The organism is Prosthecobacter fluviatilis (assembly GCF_042655725.1).
Taxonomy (GTDB): domain Bacteria; phylum Verrucomicrobiota; class Verrucomicrobiia; order Verrucomicrobiales; family Verrucomicrobiaceae; genus Prosthecobacter; species Prosthecobacter fluviatilis.
The window spans coordinates 1,271,933-1,298,523 of record NZ_JBHSMQ010000001.1 but is presented as its reverse complement, the minus strand read 5'-3'; the positions used below and the strand labels follow the sequence as shown (position 1 = coordinate 1,298,523).

Annotated in this window: 18 protein-coding genes and 1 pseudogene; 8 read left to right on the top strand and 11 right to left on the bottom strand. The window is 62.3% G+C overall.

Going from position 1 to position 26,591, the window contains the following annotated elements; genetic code table 11:
- Nucleotides 1-150 precede the first annotated feature (150 nt).
- From ACFQDI_RS05190 to ACFQDI_RS05180, 3 genes are all read left to right on the top strand, one after another.
- Nucleotides 151-1,866, top strand: a complete 1,716-nt coding sequence (locus ACFQDI_RS05190) for a phosphoethanolamine transferase (RefSeq protein ID WP_377164115.1) — start codon at nt 151-153, stop codon at nt 1,864-1,866.
- Between the two features lie 154 nt (nt 1,867-2,020).
- The gene (locus ACFQDI_RS05185; RefSeq protein ID WP_377164113.1) at nt 2,021-2,458 is read left to right on the top strand and encodes a rhodanese-like domain-containing protein; all 438 of its coding nucleotides are present in this window, start codon (nt 2,021-2,023) and stop codon (nt 2,456-2,458) included.
- A gap of 260 nt (nt 2,459-2,718) precedes the next feature.
- Entirely contained in the window at nt 2,719-4,533 is a 1,815-nt protein-coding gene (locus ACFQDI_RS05180) for a phosphoethanolamine transferase (RefSeq protein ID WP_377164111.1), read from the top strand.
- 57 nt (nt 4,534-4,590) lie between these two features.
- On the opposite strand, the gene ACFQDI_RS05175 is transcribed toward ACFQDI_RS05180, so the two are convergent.
- From ACFQDI_RS05175 to ACFQDI_RS05130, 10 genes are all read right to left on the bottom strand, one after another.
- Nucleotides 4,591-5,454, bottom strand: coding sequence for an MBL fold metallo-hydrolase (locus ACFQDI_RS05175; RefSeq protein WP_377164109.1), 864 nt, complete (start codon nt 5,452-5,454; stop codon nt 4,591-4,593).
- Nucleotides 5,451-6,833, bottom strand: coding sequence for an NAD(+)/NADH kinase (locus ACFQDI_RS05170; protein ID WP_377164106.1), 1,383 nt, complete (start codon nt 6,831-6,833; stop codon nt 5,451-5,453). The genes ACFQDI_RS05175 and ACFQDI_RS05170 overlap by 4 nt, the downstream gene beginning before the upstream one ends.
- 216 nt (nt 6,834-7,049) lie before the next feature.
- Nucleotides 7,050-8,327, bottom strand: coding sequence for a DUF1501 domain-containing protein (locus tag ACFQDI_RS05165; RefSeq protein ID WP_377164104.1), 1,278 nt, complete (start codon nt 8,325-8,327; stop codon nt 7,050-7,052).
- A 13-nt stretch (nt 8,328-8,340) separates the two neighbouring features.
- Nucleotides 8,341-12,045, bottom strand: a complete 3,705-nt coding sequence (locus ACFQDI_RS05160) for a DUF1553 domain-containing protein (protein ID WP_377164102.1) — start codon at nt 12,043-12,045, stop codon at nt 8,341-8,343.
- Nucleotides 12,042-12,773 carry an HpcH/HpaI aldolase family protein gene (locus ACFQDI_RS05155; RefSeq protein ID WP_377164099.1) on the bottom strand — a complete coding sequence of 244 codons (732 nt, stop codon included), beginning with the start codon at nt 12,771-12,773 and terminating at the stop codon, nt 12,042-12,044. The genes ACFQDI_RS05160 and ACFQDI_RS05155 overlap by 4 nt, the downstream gene beginning before the upstream one ends.
- Nucleotides 12,774-12,879: 106 nt before the next feature.
- Nucleotides 12,880-13,650 carry a hypothetical protein gene (locus tag ACFQDI_RS05150; protein ID WP_377164097.1) on the bottom strand — a complete coding sequence of 257 codons (771 nt, stop codon included), beginning with the start codon at nt 13,648-13,650 and terminating at the stop codon, nt 12,880-12,882.
- A 78-nt stretch (nt 13,651-13,728) separates the two neighbouring features.
- The gene (locus ACFQDI_RS05145) at nt 13,729-15,138 is read right to left on the bottom strand and encodes a hypothetical protein (protein WP_377164095.1); all 1,410 of its coding nucleotides are present in this window, start codon (nt 15,136-15,138) and stop codon (nt 13,729-13,731) included.
- A gap of 16 nt (nt 15,139-15,154) precedes the next feature.
- Complete coding sequence (locus tag ACFQDI_RS05140) at nt 15,155-15,946, bottom strand: Kelch repeat-containing protein (protein WP_377164093.1); 792 nt, start codon at nt 15,944-15,946, stop codon at nt 15,155-15,157.
- A gap of 8 nt (nt 15,947-15,954) precedes the next feature.
- Nucleotides 15,955-17,049, bottom strand: coding sequence for a dihydrodipicolinate synthase family protein (locus ACFQDI_RS05135; protein WP_377164091.1), 1,095 nt, complete (start codon nt 17,047-17,049; stop codon nt 15,955-15,957).
- Nucleotides 17,046-18,497 (bottom strand): hypothetical protein, encoded by a 1,452-nt coding sequence (locus ACFQDI_RS05130; protein WP_377164089.1) that lies wholly within the window; start codon nt 18,495-18,497, stop codon nt 17,046-17,048. The genes ACFQDI_RS05135 and ACFQDI_RS05130 overlap by 4 nt, the downstream gene beginning before the upstream one ends.
- Nucleotides 18,498-18,679: 182 nt before the next feature.
- Between ACFQDI_RS05130 and ACFQDI_RS05125 the strand changes: the two genes are divergently transcribed.
- Together ACFQDI_RS05125 and ACFQDI_RS05120 are read left to right on the top strand one after the other, a co-directional pair.
- On the top strand, nt 18,680-19,894 hold the full coding sequence (locus ACFQDI_RS05125) for an alpha/beta hydrolase family protein (protein WP_377164087.1): 1,215 nt from the start codon (nt 18,680-18,682) through the stop codon (nt 19,892-19,894).
- The gene (locus ACFQDI_RS05120; protein ID WP_377164085.1) at nt 19,894-21,906 is read left to right on the top strand and encodes an alpha/beta hydrolase domain-containing protein; all 2,013 of its coding nucleotides are present in this window, start codon (nt 19,894-19,896) and stop codon (nt 21,904-21,906) included. The genes ACFQDI_RS05125 and ACFQDI_RS05120 overlap by 1 nt, the downstream gene beginning before the upstream one ends.
- Before the next feature lie 26 nt (nt 21,907-21,932).
- On the opposite strand, the gene ACFQDI_RS05115 is transcribed toward ACFQDI_RS05120, so the two are convergent.
- Nucleotides 21,933-23,504: a hypothetical protein gene (locus ACFQDI_RS05115; protein WP_377164083.1), complete on the bottom strand. Its 1,572-nt coding sequence runs from the start codon at nt 23,502-23,504 to the stop codon at nt 21,933-21,935.
- Between the two features lie 96 nt (nt 23,505-23,600).
- Between ACFQDI_RS05115 and ACFQDI_RS05110 the strand changes: the two genes are divergently transcribed.
- The 3 genes and pseudogenes from ACFQDI_RS05110 to ACFQDI_RS05100 all read left to right on the top strand — a co-directional run.
- On the top strand, nt 23,601-25,004 hold the full coding sequence (locus tag ACFQDI_RS05110; protein WP_377164081.1) for a Gfo/Idh/MocA family protein: 1,404 nt from the start codon (nt 23,601-23,603) through the stop codon (nt 25,002-25,004).
- Between the two features lie 3 nt (nt 25,005-25,007).
- Nucleotides 25,008-25,943 (top strand): GNAT family N-acetyltransferase, encoded by a 936-nt coding sequence (locus ACFQDI_RS05105; RefSeq protein ID WP_377164079.1) that lies wholly within the window; start codon nt 25,008-25,010, stop codon nt 25,941-25,943.
- Between the two features lie 35 nt (nt 25,944-25,978).
- Nucleotides 25,979-26,119 (top strand): annotated as a pseudogene (locus ACFQDI_RS05100) (chloride channel protein); the annotation flags it as partial.
- Between the last annotated feature and the right edge of the window lie 472 nt (nt 26,120-26,591).

The window sequence follows — 26,591 nt, the reverse complement described above, 5'->3', positions numbered from 1 at the left end:
CACTGAAAGAACAGCCCCGTCTGATTCAGTTTGCCGCCTCCTGAATTTTGGTTTTTATTATCTAATATGGAAATTAAAAGAACCTTAAAAAGTTGCCTGACCACAGAAGTCCTCAGAGATCACACGGTCTGGATCTCGATCTTTCTGGCCGTGAGTTTGGTCAATCTGCCTAATTTCATCGCCTGCCTCGTCCCCAGTTTTGCCTGGACCTCTGCAAAGCTCCTGCCTTTCAGCATGGCTTTGATCTTGCTGCCCTGCGTCTTTTGCCTGCGAGTCCGTCTCTTACTATGGCTGGCGCTGCCGCTGGTGCTGATGGTCCCCGCCTGCCTCATCTGCCTCGTCACCATCAACAACCTGCCAACAACGTTCCTGTTTCTGGCCTTGTTCGAAACCAACCAGACGGAGCTCTCCGCACTGAAGGGGCAGACCCTCTACGCCGGAGCGCTCAGCCTGCTTTTAGTCATCTTCTATGTCTGGTTTGTCAAAAAGCGCGTCCCAGCCAGCTTCCGCCTGGGACCGCTTGCACGGACCCTGGTGGTTCTCACCCTCCTCATCCCAGCCTTGTCAGATTTGATCGCGAAAGGCCCCGCATTCAGCGTTGCCAGCGTCGAGCAGCACCTCCTCGCCACATTCCCCTCCTCCACGATATACAGTGCCTATGAGGCCTTGGACATGCACTCCCGGGTGGAGAACCGCAAAAACGTGACGGAACAGCTGGCCATCAGCCAGGAACCGGCATTCCGTGATGAGCAGCAGCGTCAGGTCCACATGCTGGTCATCGGAGAAAGCGCTACAAAAAGCTGCTTTGGACTCTACGGCTATGATCGGCAGACCACTCCCCTGCTGGAAAACACCCCCGGCCTCATGCCTTTCCGAGACGTCTCCTGCACCGCCACTTTCACCCTCGTGGCCGTGCCAGCACTGCTCACCCCCACGCCTACGGGCAAAGTGCTGGAAGCCACCCGCGAGGCCAGCATCCTTTCTGCTTATAAGAAAGCGGGCTTTCGCATTTACTGGCTCTCTTCACAGAAAAAGCATGGGACCTTCGACACCGTCACCTCCATCTTTTCTGGCGACGCAGACGAGTCCGTCTTCAAGAGCGGCTCATTCGACCTCGTCGGCAATGGTGGCTACCAAGGCGCCACAGATGCCAGCCTGCTGCCCTTGGTGCGTGGCATTCTCAAGCGCAAAGAGCCAAAGGTGCTCTTTCTGCTTCACACCATCGGCAGCCATGGCCCCTACCCCGTGCGCTACTCCCCTCAGATGGAACGCTTCCCTGCGGAAAAAACAGCCGCCATCAATGCTTTGGTTCGCATTGCCTCAGGCACCTCCACAGATCCCGAAGATCTCCAAATCGCCCAGAACTCCTACGACAACACCATCTGTGCCACGGACTTCCTGCTCGCCAATCTGATCAATGACCTCAGGAAAATCCAGGCCTCCTCATGGGTGTGCTATGTTTCCGACCACGGGGAGAACACCTCCAAGTCCCTCACCGGAAAATTCATGCATGGCATGGTGAGCCGGCAGATCGTGGAAGTGCCCATGCTCATGTGGGTCTCCCCCTTGTATGAGCAGACCCATGCCGAAAAAGTCGCCGGATTGAAATCCCACCTGGACACCCCCTTCAGCGCAGCCTGCACCTTTCACACCCTGCTGGACATGGGAGGGATCTCCTGCTCCACCTTCAAACCGGAGTGGAGCGCCGCCTCCCCCCGCTTTGCCCCCGGCCCCCGCATGGTCTGCGACTCCGGCGGCACCCTCGTCGATTATGACAAAAAATTCTCTTCTCACCAGGCTGCCAGTCACAAGCCATTGCCCATGGCAAAGACCGCCACTCTGGCCACAGGTGTGCCACCTCCCTGAGTCGGCCATCTCCATTCGGGCAGTAAAAGCACCTGCAGACTGACTGCCAGCCCCCCTTGGAGTCATCACACCCAGGGTGGTCGCCCGTCGGGCAACGAGTGCACATGACTTCTGCTCGCCAACTCGCCTCGTAGGAGGTACATTTCCACACCTCATGCACACCCGCCTCCTGTCAGCGCTCCTGCTCTTCAGCCTCGGCACAGCAGCCCTCACCGCCGAGCCCCCAGGCAGCCCCGCACTTCCCCCCGCCGTGGTGGTGCCGCCAGAAGTCCACGAAATCGCCCCCGAGCAAGTCACCCGCCAGCTCGTCGATCACCCGGACACCCAGATCATCGACGTCCGCACCGAGGACGAGCGCCACACCCGCGGCTACATCCTCAACTCCCTGAACCACGACTACTTCCACAGCCAGAAAACCCTCGACGCCCTGGACAAGCTCGACAAAACCCGTCCCACCATCGTCCACTGTGCCATCGGTGGCCGGGCCCAGTTCATCGCCGTCAAGATGCACCAGATGGGCTTCAAAAACATCCTGCTCCTCAAAGGCGGCTTCAACGCCTGGGTCGCCAGCGGTCAGGCCGTGGCACGGTAAGCCCGTGCACCAGCGCCAGGCGGCACCACAGCGCACCCGCCAAATAGGCGGTTGCTGATGGACCGCCCCTCCCCGAGTCCCCTCACAGCTGCAGAGGAAGAGAAACGGCTCAAAAGAGGCGGCTCAGCGGCCGGGGCAAACCTCGTTTTGTCACCAGCCCTCCACCTCATGCCCGGGCCTTTATTTTGGGGATCTTAATGGGACACATCCACAAACATTCGATTGATAAAGACTAAACCCATATATAAATTATAAATTATATGGATTTTATCAAATCATCCCCTCTGCGCCATGCCTTGCTGCGAAATGGCCACGCGTGGTTTTCGGTGTTTCTGGCGGTCAATTTGATCAATCTGCCCAACTTCATCGCCGCCCTGGTCCCCGTTTTTAGCTGGGCTATCCTGAAGTTCTGGCTGCTCGGGCTCGCCTTGATCTTGCTCCCCTGCGTCTTTGGGGTGCGCGTCCGCCGCATGCTTTGGCTGGCATCTCCGCTGATCTTGCTGGTCCCGGCCACCCTCCTCTCCCTCTACGCCCTCCTCAGCCTGCCCAGCACCTTTTTGCTGCTCGCGCTCATCGAATCCAACCAGGCAGAACTCGCAGTCTTTCAGGCCTACATCATCTACGCCGTGGCAGGCACCCTGCTGCTGGCCGCCTGCTACGTCTGGACGGTGCACAAACGGGTGCCCGCAGATCTGCGGCTGGGGCCTTGGGGGCGGACCGTGGTCCTCGCCGCGCTGCTGCTCCCCCCGGCTGGCGACCTGCTCCAGGGAGGACCCTCGGCCTGCATGGCGCAGCTCCGGGTGAGCTTCATGAACACCTTTCCATACTCCACCTTCCGCTGTGCTCATGAGGCCTTCGACATACGCTCCCGCGTCCATGACCGCAAAGACCTGGCCGAGCACCTGCCCATCGCTCAGGAGCCGGGCTTCCTCGACGAATCCCCCCGTCAGGTGCACATGCTCGTCATCGGAGAAAGCGCCACCAAGAGCTGCTTCGGACTCTATGGCTACGACCGTCCCACCACCCCTCTCCTGGAAAAGACCCCCGGCCTCCTCTCATTCCGCGACGTCTCCTGCACAGCCACGATGACGCTGATGGCCGTCCCGGCCATTCTCACCGCCACACCGCCCGGCCAGGTGCTCGAAGCCACCCGTCAGGCCAGCATCCTCTCCGCCTACAAGAGGGCCGGCTTTCGCATCTACTGGCTCTCCGCCCAGAAAAAACATGGCACCTTTGACACCCTCACCTCCATTTTCTCCGCAGAGGCAGACGAAGCCGTCTTTCTGGGAGGAAAATTCGATGCCGCAGGCAAAGGCGCCTATCGGGCCGCCCATGACGCCGATCTGCTGCCGCTGGTGCACGACATCCTGCACCGCAATGAGTCCAAGGTGCTGCTGGTGCTCCACACCATCGGCAGCCACGGCCCCTACCCTGCCCGCTACCCACCCGAGTCGGCCCGCTTCCCGGCAGACGGCAAGGCCGTCATGAACACCATGCTGCGCCTGCTCAGCGGCTTGGAGACGGCCCCAGAGGACCTCCAGCTCGTGCAAAACGCCTATGACAACACCATCTGCGCCACTGATGTCCTGCTCGATGCCCTCATCGGCGAGCTGAAGCAGACCCAGGCCTCATCCTGGCTGTGCTACCTCTCAGACCACGGTGAAAACACCTCCAAATCCATCTTTGGCAAATTCATGCACGGCACCGTGACCCCGCAGGTCGTGGAAATTCCCATGCTCATGTGGCTCTCCCCGAGCTACGCCCAGGCACACCCTGAAAGGGTCAGCTCCCTGGAGGCCAATCGCAACACCCCTTTCAGCGCCTCCTGCACCTTTCATACCCTCCTCGACATGGGCGGCCTCTCCTGCCCGGACTTTAAAAAGGAATGGAGCGCGGCCTCCGCTCATTTCACCCCCGGCGCACGCATCGTCTGCAGCACCCGTGGAGTCATTGTGGACTACGACAAACAATTCCCCGCCAGAAGAGAGGCGGCCCGCGCACTGCCGCAGCAGCCGGCGGCCGCCACACTGCAGATTGCAACTGGCGGACAGCCGGCCGCCCAGACCCGCCCTTGATGGGCATGTCTCCCCCCGCAAGGCCCATGTGCCTTCACGGGTGGGCAGTTCAGCGCATCAGCAGGCTGCCGTAGCTGCGCTCCTTCTCACTTCCAGCCTCTCCCCGCACCGCATCACGCGGCACGGCTGTTCCAGCCTCTCGCAAGCGCCCACAAACTCCTCCGGCGTCTCCGTGTTGAACTCAAACATCTCGTAGTGGCACGGCACCACCAGGCCCGCGCCACCCGCCTTGGCCAGCGCCGCCGCCTCCGTGCCGTTCAGGTTTCCAGCCACCCGCCGCTCCGGCCTGTTGCCGTTGATCGGCAGCAGCATCACATCGCACGCGTGCTGCCTCAGCATCTTCACGATGTCATCATGCCACAGCGTGTCCCCGCTGTGGTAGATCGTAAACGGCCCGCATTTCACCAAAAAACCCGTGCAGTGGCAGTTCCCGGCCTCGTCACGCAGCACCTCGTTGTGCTTGGCGATGACCCCGCGCAGCTCCCACCGGCCCTCAAAATACACGTCCCGGTCCCCCATCCCGCAATAGGTGACAGGGCTGTCTCCCAGCCGCCTCTGCGCCTCCGGGATGATCGGGTGCGGCAGATACAGCCGGAAGCCCGGGTTTGCCTCCGCCAGCGGCACCAGCGTCGCGCCATCCAGATGATCCGTGTGCACATGGCTCGCCGTCACCCGGCTGATACCCGTCAGCCGCCGCGGGTCGATGCACCGCTCTGTCATCCGCACATGCGGCTTGTCCGTGGCCGCATACTTCTCCGTCAGCGAATCTGAAAGGTACGGGTCAAACAGCAGCCTCTCGCCCGCCCACTGCACCAGAAATCCGCTCTGCCCCAGCCACCACACATGCAGCGTGTCCTCGTCCAGCGTGGCGGCCTCCATGTCCGCCAGCAGCGCCTCATCTTTCTGGAAGGCCGTGATCATGCGCCAAACTGGATCGCGGCGATTTTTTCCGCCATGTCATGGCTCGCGCAAAACACCAGCTCCGCCGCCGCCGCACGCGACATCCGCGCATGCAGCGCCACCACGCGCCCCATGCTCAGCCCGTCCACATACGCCTGCACCGGCCGGTGCTTCGGGTCGATGTTCCGGATCTCCACCGTCGTGTCCGGTGAAAGCAGCGCGCTGCGCCAGTGCGCGGGCTGCAGCACGTTCGAGCCCACCAGCAGCCATGCCGGCGTGTCCGCCAGCAGCGGTGCCGCCCCCATGCTCCGCGCATACGCCGTCGAGCCCGCCGCCGTCGCCACCAGCGCCCCGTCGCACACCAGCTTCGGAATCCGGCGCACATGATTCACCGTGATCTCCAGCCACGCCGACTGGCTCGTCGCACGCTCCAGCCACGAGTCATTGAACCCATGCGCCGGGTGCCTGCGCCCCTCCTCATCCTCAAACTCCAGGAACAGCATCGGCATTTGCCGGAAAATCACATCGCTCGGAGGAAATGAATTGGCCGTCACCTGCTCCCGCGCATTCAGCAGGAATCCCAGGTGGCCTGCATTGATGCCAAAGAACGGCAGCCGCGTGCGCCAGTGCTCGCGGATGCTCCGCAGCATCGCCCCGTCCCCGCCGATCACATTGATGAAATCCGCCTCGCGCGCCTCCACGTGCCGGCCCTCCAGCAGCGTGCTCAGCTCCTGCACCCTCGGGTTTTCCACATCCGCCTGCAGGAAAAACTTCGCCCCCTCCAGCGTCCCCCGCGCCCAGTTCCCCGGCACCGGCGCACGGTACAGGCCATAGCGTGCCAGGTAGGCCTCCGCCCTCGGCGGCACCAGACTCCTCACACACTTCCCCTGGCTCAGGTGCTCGCGGATCTCCGTGCTCGAGCCCTCCACCAGCAGCTCGATCACCCGCGCATGCGGCGGCAGATCCCCCGCTTCCAGCGTGTACCCAGGCCTCTTCAGCACGGCAAAGTTCACCTGCTGCCACAGCTCCAGCCCCCGCGCCCACGTCCGCTGGATCAGCGACTCGCCACGCGCGCCGCCCGTCAGCAGATCCGCCCCCACCACATGCCACAGCTCTCCATCGCCCTCAAAGCGCCGCTGCAGCTCATGGTTTCGTGTGAACGTCTCCTGCTCAAAATCCGAAAGGTCCACCGTCACCTTTGCCAGGCCGCCAAACACAATGTCCGCCAGCGCCGCCCGGTACACCGAAGGCACACCGTCCGTCACCGGCTTGTCCGGCCGCGGTCCGCACGGGATCACCCGCACCTCGTCAAACTCCTGCGCCAGCCGCGCCGCGATGGCAGCATGGTGGTTCCCGGGGGGATTAAAGCTGCCTCCAAAAATAGCAATACGCTTCGGCATCCCTCACCCTGCCAGCGCTCCAAACGAGTGCAAGCAGCCAGAAGCCCTCCTGCAAAGTCCGCACGCTCTCCTCACGGAAGCGCGCTGCAGATTGAAACCCAAAGTGCACCTGGGCTGTTTTTTGGAATTAGACGGGGTTGAGCAGGAAACGCAAGACTCATGCCGAGTGCAGCCTGCGCACGCGGCAGGCTCACTTTTGCGCGCTGATTGTGCCCGCTAAGCGAACAGTGATGCAATCGGACTGCCCTGATCCGTGATCGGCACGGGGCGGTCGCCGTCGTGGAGGCTGGCGGTGTAATCCACACCGACGGCGGCGCAGATGGTGGCAAAAAAATCGGGCACGCTGACGGGATTTGTGACGATCTTTTTGGCGAGGTCATCGGTCTCGCCCCAGGCTCCGCAGTGTCGCAGGCCGCCTCCGGCCAGCACGCAGGAGAAGGCGCTGCCCTGATGTCCGCGCCCACCGCCGCCGTCAAACTCGGGCGGACGACCGAACTCGGTGGTGATGATGATGACTGTCTTGTCGAGCAGCCTCCGGCTTTCGAGATCGGTGATGAGCGCGGCGACGGCGCCGTCGAGTTCCTTGATCAGCTCGTGCTGTTTCAAGATGCCCTGATTGTGCGCGTCCCAGCCGGTGCCGTTGAGGAAGTTCAGGTTGTGGGAGACTTCGACAAAACGCACCCCCTGCTCCACCAGCCTGCGGCTGAGCAGGCAGCGCTGGCCAAACTCGCCACCGTAACTCTGGCGCAGCACAGCGGGCTCTTCATCAAGCTGGAAGACGCGGTTGAACGCCGGGCCGCTGAACCTCAGGCTTTGCTCGATGGCGGCATCGTAGCTCTTCAGCCTCGGGTCGCTGGTCGGTGGTGCGCTGGCTTGCAGCGCGGAGAGGAACTGCCCCCGGCGTTGCTGACGTGCGGTGCTGACATCGGGCGGGCGGGAGAGACCTGCCGGGCCGCGGCTGGTGTCCGTGAGATAGAGATACCCGGACTGCGCACCGAGGAATCCGGGACCACGAGTGACGTTCGGATAGCCGATGAGCACATATGGCGGCGCTTTGTCTGAGGCGGGGCCGCGCTGGTGGGTAATGATCGAGCCGATGGAGGGGTAGCTGATCGTACCGCTGATCGGCCGGCCGGTGTGCATGCGGTTGGTCGCTGCGGCGTGTTCATCAATGACATCGTGATGTACGGTGCGAACCGCCGTCACGCGATCCATGAGCGGCGCGAGCCTGCGAAGATGCTCGCACACACGCACGCCGCGCACCGCCGTGTCGATGGAGTCATAGTAGGAGCCTGCCTTCTTTGCCTTGGGATCGCCGCGCCGCTTGGGATCAAAAGTGTCCGTCTGCGCCATGCCACCTCCGAGCCAGATGGAGATAACGTGCTCGGCCTTGCCCTGGATGAGCGGAGGCGCCGGTGCGGCGATGAGCGGGCGGGAAAACGCAGCTGCGCCTGCGAGCGAGGCGGTGGAGCTGAGGAAGTGACGGCGTTTCATCAAAAAAGCATGTTCAAGGTTTCCACACAAACTCGCGGTCATTGATCAGACTCCAGACGAGGTCTTCGTAAATCTCCCGCCAGGCACTGCGCAGTCGTGGGTCAGGCGGCGGGCCTTGGCGGACACGATTTTCGACTTCGATCTGGATGGAGTTGGCTTCGGGACTCACGTGATTCAGCCACGTCACCTGTGGCAGTGGTTCGGCGGCTTGGGGCGTGGATTGCTCGGCGGCAGGTACGAACCGCGTGGCGAAGCCTTCGCGCAGCGCGGGCAGGAAGGCATCGCGCTCCGCCGTACGCGGCTTGCGGCTGAGGAAGCGCAGGAAGACTTCCTCGATGAGCGCCTCGGGCGACTGCGCCTGCATCGCGAGATCGGCCAACTCGCTGCGCCATGAGGCGCGGGAGAGCGCTTGCACCAGCGTGCCATTCGCGAGGATGCCAGGCTGGAGAAGATTTGGGTCCGTGGGGCGATCAAAGATGGGCATCTGCCGCGAGCCGTTCCACCCAAAGGCCTCCAGCACGTCCACCGTTGTTTGCGCGTGAGGCAGGGCCAGGCTCGGGCGGTCGCGTTCGTTGTTCAGACTGGCAAACATCCACGCGCGCCGCGGCACGCCGAGTGTCTGCCTGCGTTCCAGCGCGTGACGGCCATCATGGACGAAGGTGATCTCCTCGGAGTCGATGGCCTTTCCAGCAGCGGCGTGCAGCGAATCCACGATCTCCTCCGCCGTGAGCCGACGCCGCCCTGGCGCGCTGAAAAATCGCTCGTTGGCTGGCAGCGCGGCGAGGTTGTCAGACGTGGGTTCGCGCTGATAAGCGGAGGAGGTCACGATGAGCCGCAGCAGATGCCGGAGATCATAATCGTGGGCGACAAAATCAGCGGCCAGCCAGTCGAGCAGCTCAGGGTGGCTGGCATCACGACCTTCCCAGTCGTGGGCGGGCTCGACAAAGCCTGCGCCCATGAGCCGCTTCCAGGTGCGGTTCACAAAGACACGCGCAAAGCGCCGGTTCTCCGGCGCGGTGACGAGTGCGGCAAAACGCTCCCGCGTGTCCTTCGGATCGTCCATCAGGAGGTCGATGCGGCTCCCATCAGCCGTGCCCGTGGCGGTGGCAAAGGGCCACTCGGGCTTGACGGGCTCATCGGGCTTGAGCGTGACTTTGATGAGAGATTCGCGGCCCTTCTTCTCGAAGAAACCGGCGGGCACACGGCTCGTGGCGGGCACCGTCACTGTCTTGCGCGAGAGCATCGCTGCGAGCGAATAAAGATCGCGCTGCGTGGTGCTGTGGTAGGGCGAATCATGGCAGCGTGCGCACTGCAGCTCGATGCCCAGAAACGCTGAGGCGATGATGTGGCCCTTCGCGGCAAAGGGCGCGTCATTCTCTCCGGCGAGACCGAATCCCGCGCTGCCGCCACGCCCGACATCCCCACGCATCATCATCAGCTCCGTGACCATGCGGTCGAGCCCCTTGCCGTCGCGCAACGCATCGAGCAGAAACCAGCGAAACGGCCCGGTGCTGTTGAGCGAGGCATTGATCAGCGTCGGATTTTCTGCGAGCACATCGAGCCAGTCGGCCATCTGGTGCTCCGCGCCGCGTGCGTCTGAGAGCAGGCGCTCGATCAGGCGCGTGCGTTTGTCGGGCGCGGAGTCAGCGAGAAATGCACGCGCTTCTGCCGCCGTGGGCGGCAGGCCGATCAGATCGAGGCTGATGCGGCGGAGAAAGGCCTCGTCGCTGGTGAGCGCTGATCTGGCGAGCTTCTCGGGTGCAACCGGCGTGGCGGGCCAGACGGCTCCATCACGAATCCACGTCTCCAGCTTCTCGATCTGCGCCTTGCCCAGCGGTTCGCCCGATGGCGGCATGACGAGCGAATCGTCCTCCGAGCGCAGGCGCACAATCATCTCGCTGGCCTCCGGTTTGCCCGGCACGATCGAGGGAATCTCCGAATCGCCTCCGTGCAATGCCGCTGCTCGCGAGGTCAGCTTCAGCCCGCCTTTGTCCTTTTCGCCGTGGCAGCGGAAGCACTTTTCCTGGAGGATGGGCAGGATGTCTTTTTGAAAAGCGCCCGAGTCGCCGGACGCAGCGGCGTTGGATGCAACGGCGGCGGCGATCTTCGCATCGATGAAGGCATCAATGGGATGACCGCCCTTGGGGGGAGCAGGCGCGGGATTTTGCGCCACCCACTCGCGGGCGAGGTCGTGGCGTTTTTGCCAGAATGCATCGCGCGAGCGTGCGGCAGTCCGCCGATGAGTGTCATCCAGATCAGACAGGGCTTTCTCCATGTGCGCCAGCACAGGCTCCACCGCTGCATCGGTCAATGCCAGACCGGGCTTGCTGCCAGCTCGGAGAATGGAAAACGACTTCCCGTCCTCCGTCTCGATGGCCACGCACAGCTCGCCGGTTTCAGTGCGCTGGTTTTTTCCACCGACCACCACTTCCAAAACAATGCGCCCTTTGCCTCCGCGAAGCTTCGCCGTGCCAAACACCTCCTGATGATGATAGTCCTTCACGCGCAGACCAGGCAGCGGTGGCGTCGCCAGCGGTGTGACGTCATCGTGTCCGTTTGGCGTGCTACCATCGGCTGGTTTCGTCTCGGCGACCATCACGCCATCCACCCACAGCCGGGCCAGCGCACGCGCCCGCAGCAGAAACCGCCGCGATCCCTCTGGCAGCGCCACATCCGCCGCCATCCGCAGCAGCAGCGGGGATTTCCACTCCGAGCGGATGCCCCAGTCATCGTAGCGCAGCGGCACACGCGGCAGCAGAAACGCATCGCTCATCCAGCGGTCCGTCTCCGCCGGCAGTTCCGCCTTGGCGGGCCAGCGGTTGAAGGCGGAGAGCCCTTCACTAAATTGCACGAGCACCTTTCCATCGGCGATTGGCCCCAGCTTTGGCATCGCCGGTTTCTCAGGCAGCACCACCAGCGGGCCGCCCGTGCGCCGGCAATGTTTGGCGATCTCCGCATCACCCAGAGCGCGGCGATGGATGGCCAGACCATCCAGAAAGCCTTGAAGACTGTTCCCCGCGCTGCCGCCCAGCGATGAGCCGATCCAGACATCGTCATCATCCACCACGGGTGCCTTCGTGGTGGCTCCGTCCACGCTCCAGACTCCATCAGTCACCACGCCGTCGATCCATCCGCGCATCGTTTCCGGCCTGCCAAATTCGTACGCCACCGCCACATGATGCCAGCCCGTTTTGACCTGAAAGGACGCCGCCGAATTCCAGAGGTGCCAGGTGTTTCCACCACCGGGCGCAGGAGCACTGGCAAAAAGAAAACTCAGGTGCGCCAGCCCCTCGCTCCCGCCGATGACCCGCAGCGACCAGTTCTGATTGTTGCGCGCGAAATGCGGCGAGTTGGTGCGTCCCTTGCCGATCAGATACACCGGCTGTCCAGGGCTGATCTTGTCCACCTTGACCCACGTCTCCAGCGTGATGGCGTCGCCATTCGTGAAATCGAACGGGCTCTGCGCCCCCGTGTCCTTGATCTCGTAGCGCGAGCCTTTGCCCTGCAGCTGAATGGCCGTGTTGTCCGCCTCAAAGTCCGGAAACTCCGGCGGCCGCGGTCCCGCCTGATCCCGCACCACGCCGCCCACTGCGATCAACGGAGCCGACTCCTCCTGCCCAAAGTCCAGCTGCAGCACCGGCCTGCCATCATTCGCGTGCAGCCCCATGCCTGAGGCCTGCCACAGGACGCATAACACCATCAGGGCTCTCAGATTCATGCTTTCTTTCCGCGAAGAGGTTGAATGACGTTGCGGTAGCTCTCACGCAGGAGCGTGATGTCCGTCTCGATGGCGAGGTGGGTGAAGCCGAGTGCCTGCAGCTCCGAAAAATCATCCGTCTGCCGGCAGAGCAGACCACAGGCCTTGCCAGCCTCCCGGGCAGCAGACGCCACCTCGCGCAGGCAGGCGGCAAAGTCGTGACGGGCGCGCTCCGGGTAGGACTGAAGCTGGAGTTTCAAATCCATCGGCCCGATGAAGAGCACATCCACACCCTCCACGGCGGCAATGGCCCGCGCGTTTTCCACGCCTTCGATGGTCTCGATCTGCGCATAGAAAACAGGCTTCGGCATGTCGCGATGGAGGCCGTAATCATACGCCCTCACCATGCCAGCCAGACCGCGGTCACCATGCGGTGGATAGCGCATGGCACGCACACAGGCGGCCGCCTTCTCTGCGGTGGACACCATCGGCACCATGATGCCGGCGGCTCCCCAGTCCAGCGAACGCGCGATGAGTTCAGGATGCGGTGCGCCGACCCTGACGATGGCGGCAGCATGGCGGATCACCTGGATCTGTGAAAGCACCGCCGCCTCCGTGCCGCAGCCGTGCTCAAGGTCGATGAGCAACCAGTCGAAGCCGCTCAGGTCAGCGAGCTCGGCAACAATGGGAGATCCCGTCTGCAACCAGGTGCCGAGTTGGAGGTCAGAGCTGCGTGCTTCGGTTTGCATGAGGAATGGGGGAGAGGTTGAAGAGGAATCGATGCTCGTTTGTAAAACCATGCCCGCCAGAGTTTGCGGCCCTTGCTGATGTCGAGCGCGTGATTTCTCGCGGAGCCTACTTTTCCATCACGAGCCGTCCATCTTTCAGGATCGCCGGAGCAGCCGACGCCGTCCAGAGACCGTTCTCCTTCTTGATGTTTCTGGCCACCATCAGCCGTGGCTCACCGCCGGGGCCTTTCGGCAGGGCAAAGGCACCGACAGAGATGTCGACTTCGTGGTGCGTGACGAGTTTGAAGTCGGGAGCGCACTGGTAGGTTCGCTCCTTGCTGTAGGTGCCCAGCCAGAAGAATCCGTGGGCAAAGGTGATGGTCTGAATGCCATACGTCGTTTGACCGGGAACCTTGATCTTATCAACGGCGACGAACTCAGGCGTGAACTTGTGCACCCAGTTGAAAGGCTGCACGCTGTCCTTCGGCTTCCCCTCTCCCACGTAGAAGAAACCGTCCGCATAGGTGATGCCGTCGATCCCGCCCTCAAAGGGAAAGTTGATCGTAAACTCTCCCGCTGGCCGCAGGTCGTCACAAGAATAGACATTGATAAACACGCCGCGCCTTTCCTTCGTGCGGTTCTGCGTCGCCACATAGACTTTGCCGTCGTGCACACAGCAGTCGCCGTGATGCGGGTCGACAGGCCGCTCGGCAACCACGCGTCCGGCAAAGTCCGTCTTCACGAGATTCGTGAACATCGACCAGTAGATGAACGAGCCATCGGCATCGAATCCCTGGAGATGCCCGCTTGCCTCGGCCTGGCAGGTGATGGGTGGCGCCGCGAAGGTGGGGAGAGCACCGCACACGAGCATGAGGAGAGCATAAAGGAAGGACTTCATTCGGGTTGTTTTCCAATCAAACACGTTCTGTTCATTCGCAGTTCAACGCACACCAGCGCGGCGTTGGTAAGCTGGGTTTCATGGCGCGGCATGCACGCTCTGCAGCAGTTCCAGGGCTTTGGCGGTGATCTTGACGGACGCCTCGCGCTCGACGCGATTGGTGCCGAGCCAGGTCTCGTAGCCGCCGAGGTCGTGCTGACGCGGTGTGGGGAGATAGCCGTTGCTGCCCGAAGCAAGCTCGATGGTGAAGGTGTCTTTGAAGGGGCTCTTTGCTTTGATCTCAAGCCCTGTCTCGGTGAAGACCTCAAAAGGAATGGACGTGATGCCGAGACCGCCGATGCGAAAGGCCTGAAGGTAGGCCTGGATCGTGTCGGGCTTGGCTCTCTTCACTTCCATCACACGTTCGGCATAGGGTTGTTCGAGGCGGTGCACAGGCGCGGCGTCTTTCGGCTTGGCGAGCACAGCTTCGGCCCACTTGACCATCTCCGGAGTCGGGCGGCGCACGGCGAGCTCCAGATCGCTGGCGGCTGCCTGAAGCGGCACCCAGTCCTGATGCTTGAGGTTTTTGTGCACACGCAGCACCTCCTGCGCGAGGTCGCCTGCAACGGCTTTGATCTTTTCATACGGCTTGTAATTCACCGCGGGCGTCTTGCCGCTGTAGTCGTTGCTGTTCACGTCACCGCAGGGACCGTTGGGAAGGAGGCCAACGCACGGCGCACCGAGAGACTGCTCGATGCGACGGCAGAACTCGCCGAAATAATCTGCCGACAAATCCTCGCGTGGAACGCCGCCGACATAGTGCAGCCAGTAGTTTGCCATCAGTGCGATCTGGCGGCCATCAGTGGCCTGCAGGGAGAGGCAATAGACCTCGGGATTCGTCGGGCCGGCGGGGCCTTCCAGGCGCGGAATGAGCATGCTGCTCGGATTCATCACAGCACGGTCTTGTCCGCCAAACGGATTGGGATTGGTGACGCCTTCCTTCAGAATCCAGCGGCGGTTGCCGACCCACTGCGGCAGTTTGCCCGTGCCCCAGGCGATGCGGGCGGGCTCCAGGTTGTTCAGCGCGCGCTTCACGCCATCCACCACGCGGGAGATGACGAGGCTGCGGTAGTCGAACCCGGCATCTTTGTTGTTGATGACCGACACACTTGAGTGCGTGTGGGTGGAGGAAAACATCATGTGAGAGGCCGGGATTCCCGTGTCGGCTTCCAGCTTCTTCCTGGCTTCGTCCCAGACATCACGTGCCAGATGCAGATTGTCCGCCACGGCAAAGACGAGCTTCGTCTTGCCGTCATCAAGCGCCAGACAGCGCACATGCAGCTCGTCGTGCACCTGCTTTGAGATGGGCTGCGGAGCAAAGTTGCCCACGATCGTCATGCCGATCGGCGGAGTGATGTTGCTGGTGGCGGCACCGGCTTTGAAGACTTTGTCCTGCGCCAGCGTGACGATGGGCAAAAGGGCAAGGCAGAAGAGGAGCGTGGTTTTCATGGTGGGGCAAATGCGTTCATGGCTTGTCGATGATCAGCCCGGCTTTTTCGTCGGGGCGTGCGATGACGACACGGGCCTCATTGGCCTTGGTTTTGCCATCGTCGCCTTTGATGACCGTGTTTTGGGCCAGGAGAAAGCGGCCGCCGCTGATCGGTGCGATTCCAACGGAGGCGTTAAAATCCCATTTGCCGGTGAACTGAAATTTTTCATCCGCCCGCAGCAGCACCGCAGGCTTGCCATAGCAGCCAAACCACCACGCGCCATTGGCATAGGCCACCGTCTGGATGCCCATGAGCGTGTAGCCGCTGGCGAGCACGTGGCGTTTCTGAAAGTGAAAATTTTCGTCGTATTCGTAGAGGTAGTTTTCGTTCACCCCGGGCGGCAGCCCGCCGATGACGATGAATTTTCCGTCGTGATGCTCCATGCCTCCCGCGCCGTGCACCAGTTCCGGCAGGCGATGCTTCGCAAGCTTCGCGAGAGTGTCGGCATCATAGACATAGACCCACGAGTCCGCCGCACCGGCAGGCTGGTTGAACTTTCCGAGGTTCGTCGCCACGTAGACGCGGCTGTCATGGTAGCAGAGATCTCCGTGATGATTGGCCACAGGCACTTTCTTGAGCACATGGCCGTTGGCGTCGGTCTTCACCAGCGCATCGGTCCAGCACCAGTAAATGCAGCCCTTGCCATCGGTGCAGATGCCCTGGAGATGGCGCGGGTAGGCGCCCTCGCAGGCCGTGGCATGAAAGTCATCAGCGGCACGAAGGCCGTGCAGGCCGCAAAGAACGGACACGAAAAGGAGAAGCCTCATGTACAGGGTCATCGGGTGGCGGCGTCGAAGCGCGGTGGATTGGGTTTCAAATACGGCCTCAAGGTTTCAAAGCGGAAATCAATCTCCGCGATCTCGTCGGCCGTGAGCGCCAGCTCGGCAAAGATGGGTTTGTCCGGAATGCTGCGCCCGGGGCCGTACTGGCGTGAGATCATGTTTTTGAACACACCGCGCTTCTTCCACAGATGGAGCTGGAAGCCGCGCAGATCGCCGCCGGGGAGATGCTGGCCGAGGTTGAAGAGCAGCAGCAGTTTCGCGTGGATGTCGCGCACCGTGTCGGCGTCCTGGCCGCTGTCCATGAGCTGCCAGAGCCGCGTGAGCACGTCCGCATACACCGCACGCTCTGTGATGAGGCCCTCGGTGCCGAGGTGGGACTCGAAGAGCCAGCCATGAGCTCCCCGGGCGCTGAAGACGCGGCGGATCACCGGTTTCGCCGCACACAACTCGCGCGTGCGGGCAATGATCGGCGCGGCCTCCTCCTTGATGTAGCCGAAGTGTGGAAACTCCTTTGCCAGCTCGATCATGAGCTTCACGGACGGCACCGGCCCTTTGTAAGCCACGCCGCCTGTCGTTTGAAAGATGACGGGGCGCTGCGCCACCTCTGCCAGTGCACGCCAGTACTGCCGCAGGTCCTCCTCTGTGCGTCCCGAGTCTGGCGGACGCGAGATGATGGCTGCAGGCGCGAGCTTTTCCGCATGGCGCGCATAGACGAGCATCTCCGCCGTGTCCCTGCCCTGCACGCCGAGGCAAAGCGCTGATGTCTTGAAGCTGCGCGAGGTCTCCGCCAGCACCTCCATGCCGCGCAGTTTCTCCTCCATCGTCAGCAGGTCCACGCTGTCGCCAGACTGCGGCCAGATCATGCCAGGGCATCCGCCCCAGTCCACAAACCGTGCCTGATTCGCCAGCACCTCATAGTCCACCGCGCCGCTTTCCGTGAAGGGTGTCGAGAGAATCGGAAACGGTCCGCGCACTCGCGGGTCGGCATCGGCAGCGTGCAGTCGCTGTTCATTCCAAAGCGCTGCGGCACCGGAGAGCGCAGTGCCGAGGAGCTGCCGCCGTGAAAGGTGATGGGCTGACGACTTCATTTGCCGGCTTTGGTGGTTTCTGGCGCAGGCCACAGATCGTTGAAGGCTTTCACGGTTTCATCCACCAGCGCCTGGCCGCCTTCGGGGCCGACCCGGCTGCTCTGAATGATGGCGCTGTAGCTGCCTCCGGCCACGGCGCGCGGTGTCGGCAGGTAGCCGCCCGAGCCGGTCAGCTGAATGAGAAAGGTCTGCACTGCAGGACTGCGGGCCTTCATCTGCACGCCGTAGTCGGTGAAGAGTTCAAACTCATTGGTGGCGATGGCCACATCCCCGAGGCGCAGGGCATGCAGCTCCATCTGGAAGACACCTGCCTTCCCGGATTTTTCAGCTTCGTAGCGGTCCACCACGCCCTGGTTCCAAAGGTACTTCCACTGCTCCTTGGGATCATCCTTGTATTGCTCGACGGCCTTCTGCGCATCGGCCAGCTCCTTCTCAGTCACCTTGCGCCAGGGCAGGTCGATCTTCTTCGTCTGGTGCTGCAACACCGCGCCGGTCACCGGCTCCAGTTTGGCACCTTCATACGCCTCCTCCCAGCCACGCACGACACGCCGGGCGACTTCTTCCAGCCGTGTGAGGCCGCGGAGACGGCGCATGCGCTCATCCGCCGCCTTGCCATACATCGGGCGCGGCACCTGGTCTCCTCCGGCTCCGGTCCAGGCCAGGATGTGGAGATCCTTGCCATGACGCTCGCGCAACTGGCGGCGCACCGGATCCCAGAAGTCGGCGTGGATCACTTTGAGCCCCTCGACTTCCTGGGAAGGACATGGAACGTTCACCGCCGTGGCGATGAGCTTGTTGTTGAGATCCCAGAAGAACAGCACTTCGAGGTTGTGATCCTCATAGCCCTCGATGCCGCGAAACTCCGGCACGTTGGTGGGGCCGTACATTTTCGCGCTTCCATCCGCGTAGGTCGCACGGCGGTTCTGAGCGATCACGGCCTGTCCCTGGCCCCAGCCTGCTTTGGCGGGCTTGCGCTGCTCCCAGCTTTGCGCCGCAGCCGCCACGATGCGATCTACCAGGAAGTCGGTGTATTCCATCGGCAGCATCACATTCTTGCCGAGCAGGCTGTAGCGATCCCCCTTCATCGTCACCGGCGCGGTGTGAGTGTGCGTGGCATTGAGGAAGAGCTTGTTGAGATCAAATCCAGGCAGCTTGTCCCTGGCCTTCTCGCGGACCAGCTTGATGAGCCCCTCGCGGATGGCCACGATGTCGCAGGAAATCATGATGGCCTGATCCAGCACCCGGTCTCCCTCGCGCGACTCCAGTCCCAGTGCGGTGACATAGATGTGAGTTTCGGGTTTCTCAGAGATCCGCACATGCATTTGTCCGTCCAGCGCCACGGGGCGGTCTGGCGTGATGTCAACGGTGGCCGCGCCCACATGAAGATCTGAAGCCGAAGCAACAGCCGCAGAGGTTGCGATGAACAAAGAGAGCAGAAAAAGGCGCATTGGGTTAATACCCAGCTTCCACAAGATTTTTGTCAGCGTTTTTGCTCCGAGAGCGATACCACAATCTACAGCGGTTCCAATAGACACGATAAGCGCCACCAACAAGGCGCGTAGAATCATGCCTCGTCAGACCAGCCGTCACGATCTTGTCTGCTCGCCGCTTTGGAAAATTCTCGCCCACCATGAACCAATCCCCTGCACCGATTTCATTCACACGTCGTGCTTTGCTCACCAAGTCAGGAGCGGCGCTGCTGTCCGGCTGGTGTGGGAAGTCCCTCTTCGGAGAGGAGGGACAGAAGCCACTGCCCGAGGGGTGGCATCTGCGGATGGGCCAGGCCCAGACGCCTGCGGAAGCCATCGCCGAGCTGGAGGCCTTTAAAAAAGCCACCCCCGATCTGGCGAGCTGGGAAAAGCGCAAGGCGACCATTCGTCGCGGCATCCTCGAAGGAGCACGGCTGGCGAATCCACCGGAGAAGCCGCCGCTGGACCCTGTGTACTCCAACAAGCGGACCTATGAGGGGTACACGGCGGAGAGTGTGTACATCCGCAGCTGGCCCGGCTTCTACATCACCGGCACGCTGTATCGGCCTCTCGGGATGAAGCCCCCCTATGCCGGTATCGTGTCCGCACACGGGCACGGTGGCCGTTTCCTTCCATCGCGCCAGACCCGCTGTGCGGTGCTGGCCCGCATGGGGGCTGTGGTGTTCCACTATGACATGGTAGGTTATGGCGACTCAAAAAAAGCGGGCTGGGATCATGGCAAAGTGCCTGAGATTCAGCGCTTGATCATGTGGAACTGCATTCGCGCCCTGGATTTCGTCTCGTCCATCGAAGGGGTCGATCCCCAGCGCATCGGCATGACCGGCAACTCCGGCGGTGCCACGCAGACGTTCCTCACTTCCGCCCTGGATGAGCGCATCGCGGTGGCGGTGCCGAGCTGCCAGGTGTCCGCGCATTTCTTTGGCGGCTGCCCGTGTGAAAGCGGCATGCCCATTCATTGGGGGCCGAACCACAAGACGAACAACGCCGAGATCGCTGCGATGACCGCGCCAAGGCCTCAGCTCATCATTTCCAATGGCGCAGACTACACCCAGCACACCCCGGAGGTGGAGTTCCGCTACATCCAGCACATCTACAGCCTTTACAGAGCCACAGACAAGGTCGTGAACGCTCATTTCCCACTGGAGGGGCACGACTATGGGCCGAGCAAGCGACTGGCCGCCTATCCGTTTTTCATCCGTCACCTCGGACTCAACAGCCTGCGCGCCTGGGCCAAGGAGGAGCAGATCAACGAGACCTTTGCCAAGGTGGAGACCGAAGAAGAAATGCTCGTCTTCAATGCCGGCAACCCCTGGCCGAAAGACTCCGTGGCCCCCAACACCCCCCTGCCCTTCTGATGAGCCTCTTTTTCTCCCGAATCATCGTCGCCGCATTTTTCATCGGCCAGGCTCATGCGGAAGTCACCCGTATTGAGATCACCGGACGCTCGCCGTTTGCAGCGGGCAAGGTCTTTGGTGCCGCAGGTGCCTATGAGCGTCTTGAAGGGCGGATGTATTTTGAAACGGACCCGCGCAACGCGGCCAATGAACGCATCAGCGACCTTCAGCGGGCGCCGCACAACGCCGGAGGGCGCGTGGAAAGCTGGGCGGACTTCTTCCTGCTGAAACCGACCGACGCCACGAAGGGCAACGGCGTGCTGCTCTATGACGTGAACAATCGCGGCAACATGCTCGCTCTTTGGACCTTCAACGATGGCGAGCGCACGAATGATCCGAAGTCAGAGTCGCATGCGGGCCATGGCTTTCTCATGAAGCACGGCTTTTCCCTGCTGTGGTGCGGCTGGAACGGCGAGGTGCAGGCCGATGACACACGGCGTTTGCTCTGCGGACTGCCGGTGGCCACCGAGGACGGCCGGACGATCACCGGGCGGGCGCATCTGGAGATCAGCACCACGGAAAAAGTCTTTAGCCGGGCCTTTTCGTGGAGCCCTTGGGGCATCGGCGCGGCGTTTCCATCGGTGAGTCTGGACAACACGGACGCGACGCTCACGATGCGCCCGCAGCGCGATGCAGAAGGCATCGAGATTCCTCATGGCGAGTGGGCGTTTGGGCGCATGGAGGAGGGCCGGCTAATCCCGGATGCAACGCACGTTTATGTGAAGGCCGGTCTGCGCCCCGGCTGGCTCTACGATCTCGTTTACACAGCGAAGGAGCCTCGCGTGACCGGGCTCGGCCTCACCGCATTGCGAGACTGCGTGGCCTTTTTCCGTCACGGGGCAGCGAAGGAAAATCCGCTGGCGGGCGCGGTGCAAAAAGCCTGCGTGTTCGGCATCTCCCAGTCGGGCCGGGTCATTCATCACTTCCAGCATGAGGGGCTGAACACCGACGAGCAGGGACGCGCGGTCTTCGACGGCGCATTGATCCATGTCGCGGGCTCCGGAAAGGGCATGTTCAACCATCGCTTCCGCATGAGCACGGAGTTCGGCACGCAGCACGAAGGGCATCTTTCCGGCAGCGAATTCTTCCCGCTGGCACCGCTGCCGCAGACAGATCCCATCACGGGCGCATCCGGAGACTCGCTGGCGCGTTCCCGAAAGTCCGGCCACACGCCGCGCCTGCTTTTCACGCAAAGCTCCACCGAGTACTGGAGCCGCGCCGCCTCGCTGCTGCACACCGATGTGGAAGGGAAAAGCGATCTCACGCTGCCCGACGATGTGCGCGTGTACCTCGTGGCCGGGGCGCAGCATCTCGGCAAGAGCGACGGCACCCCAGGCATCTGCCAGCAGCCGCGCAACACGCTCGATGATCGTGGCCCCGTCCTGCGGGCCATGCTGCTGCACCTCGTCGATTGGGTGAAGCATGGCAAAACACCGCCGCCTAGCCGCCATCCGCGTATGGAAGATCACACGCTGGTGAGCTTCGATGCATGGAAGGAGCAGTTCCCCAAGATTCCGGGCTGCCAACTGCCCACGCACGCCTACCAGCCACCGCGCCTTGATTTCGGGCCGCGTTTTCACAGCGAAGGCATCGCCGACATCATCCCGCCCAAAGCCGGAAAGCCGTTTCGCACGCTGCTGCCCGCTGTGAATGCCGATGGCAATGAAACAAGCGGCATCGTGCTTCCGGAGGTGGCCGTGCCGCGCGGCACCTACACCGGCTGGAATCTCCGCTCGCCGCAGGCGGGCGCTGAAACGATGCTCGCGCCGCTGGACGGCATGTTTCTCCCCTTTGCGAAAACCAAAGCCGAGCGCAAAAAGACCGGCGACCCGCGCCTCTCGCTGGAAGAACGCTACCCGACACGAGAAGCCTACCTTGCCCGAATCGCGAACGCGGCGAAGAAACTCCACGAAGAGGGCTTTTTGCTGGAGGAAGATGTGGCGAGGATCATCGAGCGTGCCTCGGCACAGTAGCCATTTTTTGCTTCCCCAAAAAAAACTTAGACCCGGCGCAGCGGCTGGGAAAAGATCATGTCCACAATCGGGATGGGCGTACGCAGGGCGGGAGCTGTGCTGGCGAAGGCGGGGCCTCGCAGGGCTTTCTGGTCATGGAGCAACGAGATGTCATGCACGCTCATGCCGCGCAGCATGTCCGCAGTGAGTGGCTGGCCGCGTTGATGAGTCTCCGGATAAGCACAGGCCTCCACACGCACAAAAGCCGCTTCATGCCGGCCTCTAGCATCTCGTTTCAGCGGAAACTCCGCCTGCGAGCCATCCACGATGCTGGCGATGCCTTGATCCGTGATGAAGCGGATCTGCAGCCTGGGGCGTTTGGCGTCGTTGCCTGCCACGGCGACTTGCAGGGTGTCGTTTTGCACCACGATGCGGCTGAAGCAAAAGCTGCTGCGATCATACGGCGCCACCACTTCCCCCGCCTCGCTGGCTGCGAGCGAGGCCACGGAGCCAAAGAAAGTTCCCTGGCGATACGCACGCAGCGCGGCGGATTCGCGTTTGGCAGCCGGCAAGGCGTCGAGCTTCGGCACGAGCAGCACATTCCGGCCACGGCCGTAAGTGTTGTGGTCTTTGACAAAGAAACCCCAGCAGCGCCGCCCGGTGCGCAGGATCTCATCCCAGAGCTGGTAGAAGTGCAGAGTGGGCGCGCCGCTGTCGTCATAGAAGCCACGGCTGGAACCAAAGCCGGAGGTCAGCTGGTTCCACACCTCAATGCCGAGCACCCGGGGATCAAAGTCCAGCATCGGCAGATAGTCCGCCAGCTTTCCGGTGGGATGATTCAGCGTCATGCCTCCGCCATCGGGGTATTGCAGCTTGTCGAAGGCCTCACGGAAGACATCCCGCCACGGGCGGTTCGTGCCCTGCATGAGGCGGTACTGCGTCACGGACATGGCGGCGGCATCAAAGTCGAGCCTGGCATCAATGCTGTCCCTCGTGGCACGCAGATAGATCGTGTGGCTGCCAGACGGGAGTTTGCGCTCATGCACCGGTCCCTTGTCCGCGAAGCCATTGCGAAAATCGCACTCATGCGCGCCATCGAGGCTGAGCGTGGCCATGGCTTTGGCATCTTTGGCGGCGAGCCGCACATCCAGCCGGTAAACGCCCAGCCAGGGCTTTTGTGCATCGAACACGCTCAGTTTTTCAAAGCGGTGCGAGACAGGCGTTGAGGCGCATTTTTCAGCGCTCACCGAACCGCCGTAACCCGTGGCAAGCAGGCTCCCGAGCGCATTGGCATGCAGGCCCGCGTCTGTGTAGGAATGATGCTCCGCATTGGGCGCGGCGATGAGCTGGGGATGCTTCGCGGCATACTCCGCAGGCAGCGGATAGGTGGGCGCGGAGGGGTAGTAGTTGCTGAAGGCAAAATGGCCGTAGCCCATGCCAAGGAAGCCATCGCGCGAGGCATCATTCTGCCCCTGATGCTGATGCGACATCGAGTGCAGGCACTCCCAGGTATCCCAATCCACCGCTGCATACGGATTTTCCAGCTCACGACCTTCCTCCACACTCCACGAGGTTGCTGGCATGGCGGCGAGAGTGGCGAGGAGCTTGCGGCGGTTCATCCATGCAAGTCGGCGGCGGCACTGCAAACCTTTCATCTGTCATCGGCGGCAACACGTCTGAAGAATGCAACTCACGGCGGCGTATTGCATCACCGCATGAATCCCGCTCCGAGCTCCTCCCGCCGACATTTCCTCAAGACCACCGCCGCAGCGGTGACTGCTTTCAACATCGTCCCCCGTCATGTTCTCGGCGGGCCGCGCTTTGTCCCACCGAGCGAAAAAGTGAACGTGGCCATCATCGGCACCGGCGGGCAGGGCCGCACCAATGTGCGCAATCTCCTGCCGCTTGACGATTGCCAGATCATCGCCGTGGCAGATCCGGCGGAGTCGTTCAGCCTGGAAAATTTTTACTTCAAAGGCATGGGTGGCCGCCTGCCGGTGAAGGCGGAGATCGAGAAACACTACGCCGCCAAGACACCGAACTTCCGCTGCGCGGACTACATCGACTTCCGCGAGATGCTGGAGAAGGAGAAGAGCATCGACGCCGTGCTCATTGCCACGCCAGACCATCTGCACGCCTACTGCTCGGTGGTCGCCATGCGGGCCGGGAAGCACGTCTATTGCGAGAAGCCGCTCACGCACAACATCTGGGAGGCACGCCACGTGGCCAAGGTGGCCGCAGAGACCGGCGTGGCCACCCAGCTCGGCAGCCAGGGCCATTCGTCGCTCGGCACACGCGAGACGATCGAGTACATCCAGGACGGTGCCATCGGCGCGGTGAAGGAGATTCATGTGTGGGTGGGCGCAAAGCGCTGGAATCCCACGCTCGCTGGAAAGCCCACCGACACACCGCCAGTGCCTGCGGGCCTGAACTGGGACCTGTGGCTGGGCCCGCGCCAGGAGCGGCCGTTTCATCCCGCCTACTTCCCTGTAGCCTGGCGTGATTTCTGGGACTTTGGCTGCACGGGCATCGGCGACTTCGCCTGCCACGACATGAACACCGCCGTGCGCGCCTTTGATCTGCCCGTGCCCTCGCGCATCGAGGCTCACGCAGCCGGATTGATGACGAGCGACATCGCTGGGCATGGCGCGCTTATTTATTACACCTTCCCCGCTGCCGGCTCGCGGCCGGAGATCCGCATGACCTGGTATGACGGTGGCATGATGCCGCCCACGCCCGAGGCGCTGGGTGCTTTCCCGCTGCCAAAACGCGGCTGCCTTTTCATCGGCGAAAAAGGAGTGATCCAGTGCGATGGCGGCGGCGGACCGCCCCGTCTTTTCCCCGAAAAACGCCGCGTGGAATACCAGAAGCCGGCACCACGGCTGAAGCGCTCCAACGGCCATCATCGCGACTGGATCGATGCATGCAAAGGCGGCGAGCCCGCGACGAGCCCCTTTGCCTACGCGGCCCACCTCACGGAGATCGCGCTGCTGGGCGTGCTCTCGCTGCGCGCGCAAAAGCCCATCGAGTGGGACGCCGCGGCGATGAAGGCCAAAGGCCTGCCTGCCGCAGACGCCTTCATCAAAGAACAATACCGCAAAGGCTGGGAGATCGTCTAGGCCATGAGCGAGCACATTGACTTCACAGCCCTCACAGCACCCGACCGCGAACCCATCGCCCGCCTTCTGCACCGGGCGCTGGTGCACTGGTATGAGAGCCGCCTCGGCCAGGGCTCACGCTTTGGCGGGAGCCACGAGCCCTTCACCCTCTTTCCGGACGTCTATGAGGCGCTCGATCCCGGCGAATGCGTCACTGCCCGCACAGCCAGCGGCGAGATCGTCGGCGTGTGTTTCTCGCACGAGCGTGAAACGCATGTCTCCGTGGGTATCGTCGCCACCGCGCCAGATGCTGGGGGGCGTGGGATCGCGAAGAAGATGATGTCGCTCGTCTTGGACAAGGCGAAACGCCTTGGCAAGCCCGCACGGCTTGTTTCGAGCCTGCTGAACCTCGACTCCTTCTCGCTCTACACGCGGCTCGGATTCGTCCCCGGGGCCATGTATCAAGATTTGCTCATCACCGTTCCCGAAACCGGCCTGGCCGCCCCCGCGCCTGCAGGCATCGCACATGTGCGTGATGCTGTTTTGGCCGATGTCCCGCGCATCTCCGACTTCGAGCAAACTCAGCAGGGCATTCGTCGCGAAAAGGACTTCGCGTTTTTCATCCGCAACGAAGTCGGTGCCTGGCGTGTGCTCGTTTCCGAGGCCGCAGATGGCAGCGTGAACGGCTTCCTCGCCATGAGCGTGCACCCATCGTTCACCATGATCGGTCCGGGTGTCGCCATCGATGAAGAAACCGCCCTCGCCTTGCTCTGGCGCGCTCTCGACGGCCTGCGTGGTCAGACGCTCGTCTTCCTCGCCCCCTGCGCCGCGTCCGCCCTCGTGCGCACCGCTTACTCCTGGGGCGCGCGCAACGTGGAGCTCCACGTCGCGCAATCCACCGCACCCGTCGCGGGTGCCAAAGGCATCGTCTTCCCGACCTTCATGCCGGAGACCGCGTGAGATCTCGGCAGAGCCTTGAACACACGGAGCCACAGCCGCTGAGCTGGCTGTGGAAGACGGTCTTCACCTCGGTGACGCTGGCCAGCGGCTTCAAGGGCAGTGAGGTGACGCCGCTGTTCTTCATCGGCTCCACGCTGGGCCATGTGCTGGGGAGCGTGCTGGCGGTGCCGGTGGACACCACGCTGCGCGAGGCGCGCGAGCTGCCGCGCCGTGCGGATGCAGGTGAGTGAAGCCGTGCTGTTTTGCGGGCTGCACCGGCAGAACGTTTACCAGCAGGCTCAGCGCTGGATGAATGCCTGCTGCTCTGAAGCCAATGGCGGACCAAGGCTAAGTTGGAGAAGAACCTGCAAAGCGGGCACAGGCCCATGAAATACGTCTGGAAGTGGTCAAGCTTTTGGAAGCCAAAATAGGCTTTGTGCCATTGCCCAAGTGGTGGGTGCTTGAGAGTAAATATACCTAGGATAGGTGGTTTTAGCGGATTACGAGCATCTGGTATCCATTTTCACCGGCATCCATACTTTCCGACATGCGCTGGCTGACTTTTGTAATACTCATGCTGGCTTCCTTGTTTGGCAAAATTTAATAACAGGCTGATTAGCAGTCTTTTAGGGCAGTGAAAACAAAGGCGCGACTTTGCTCTGATTATGG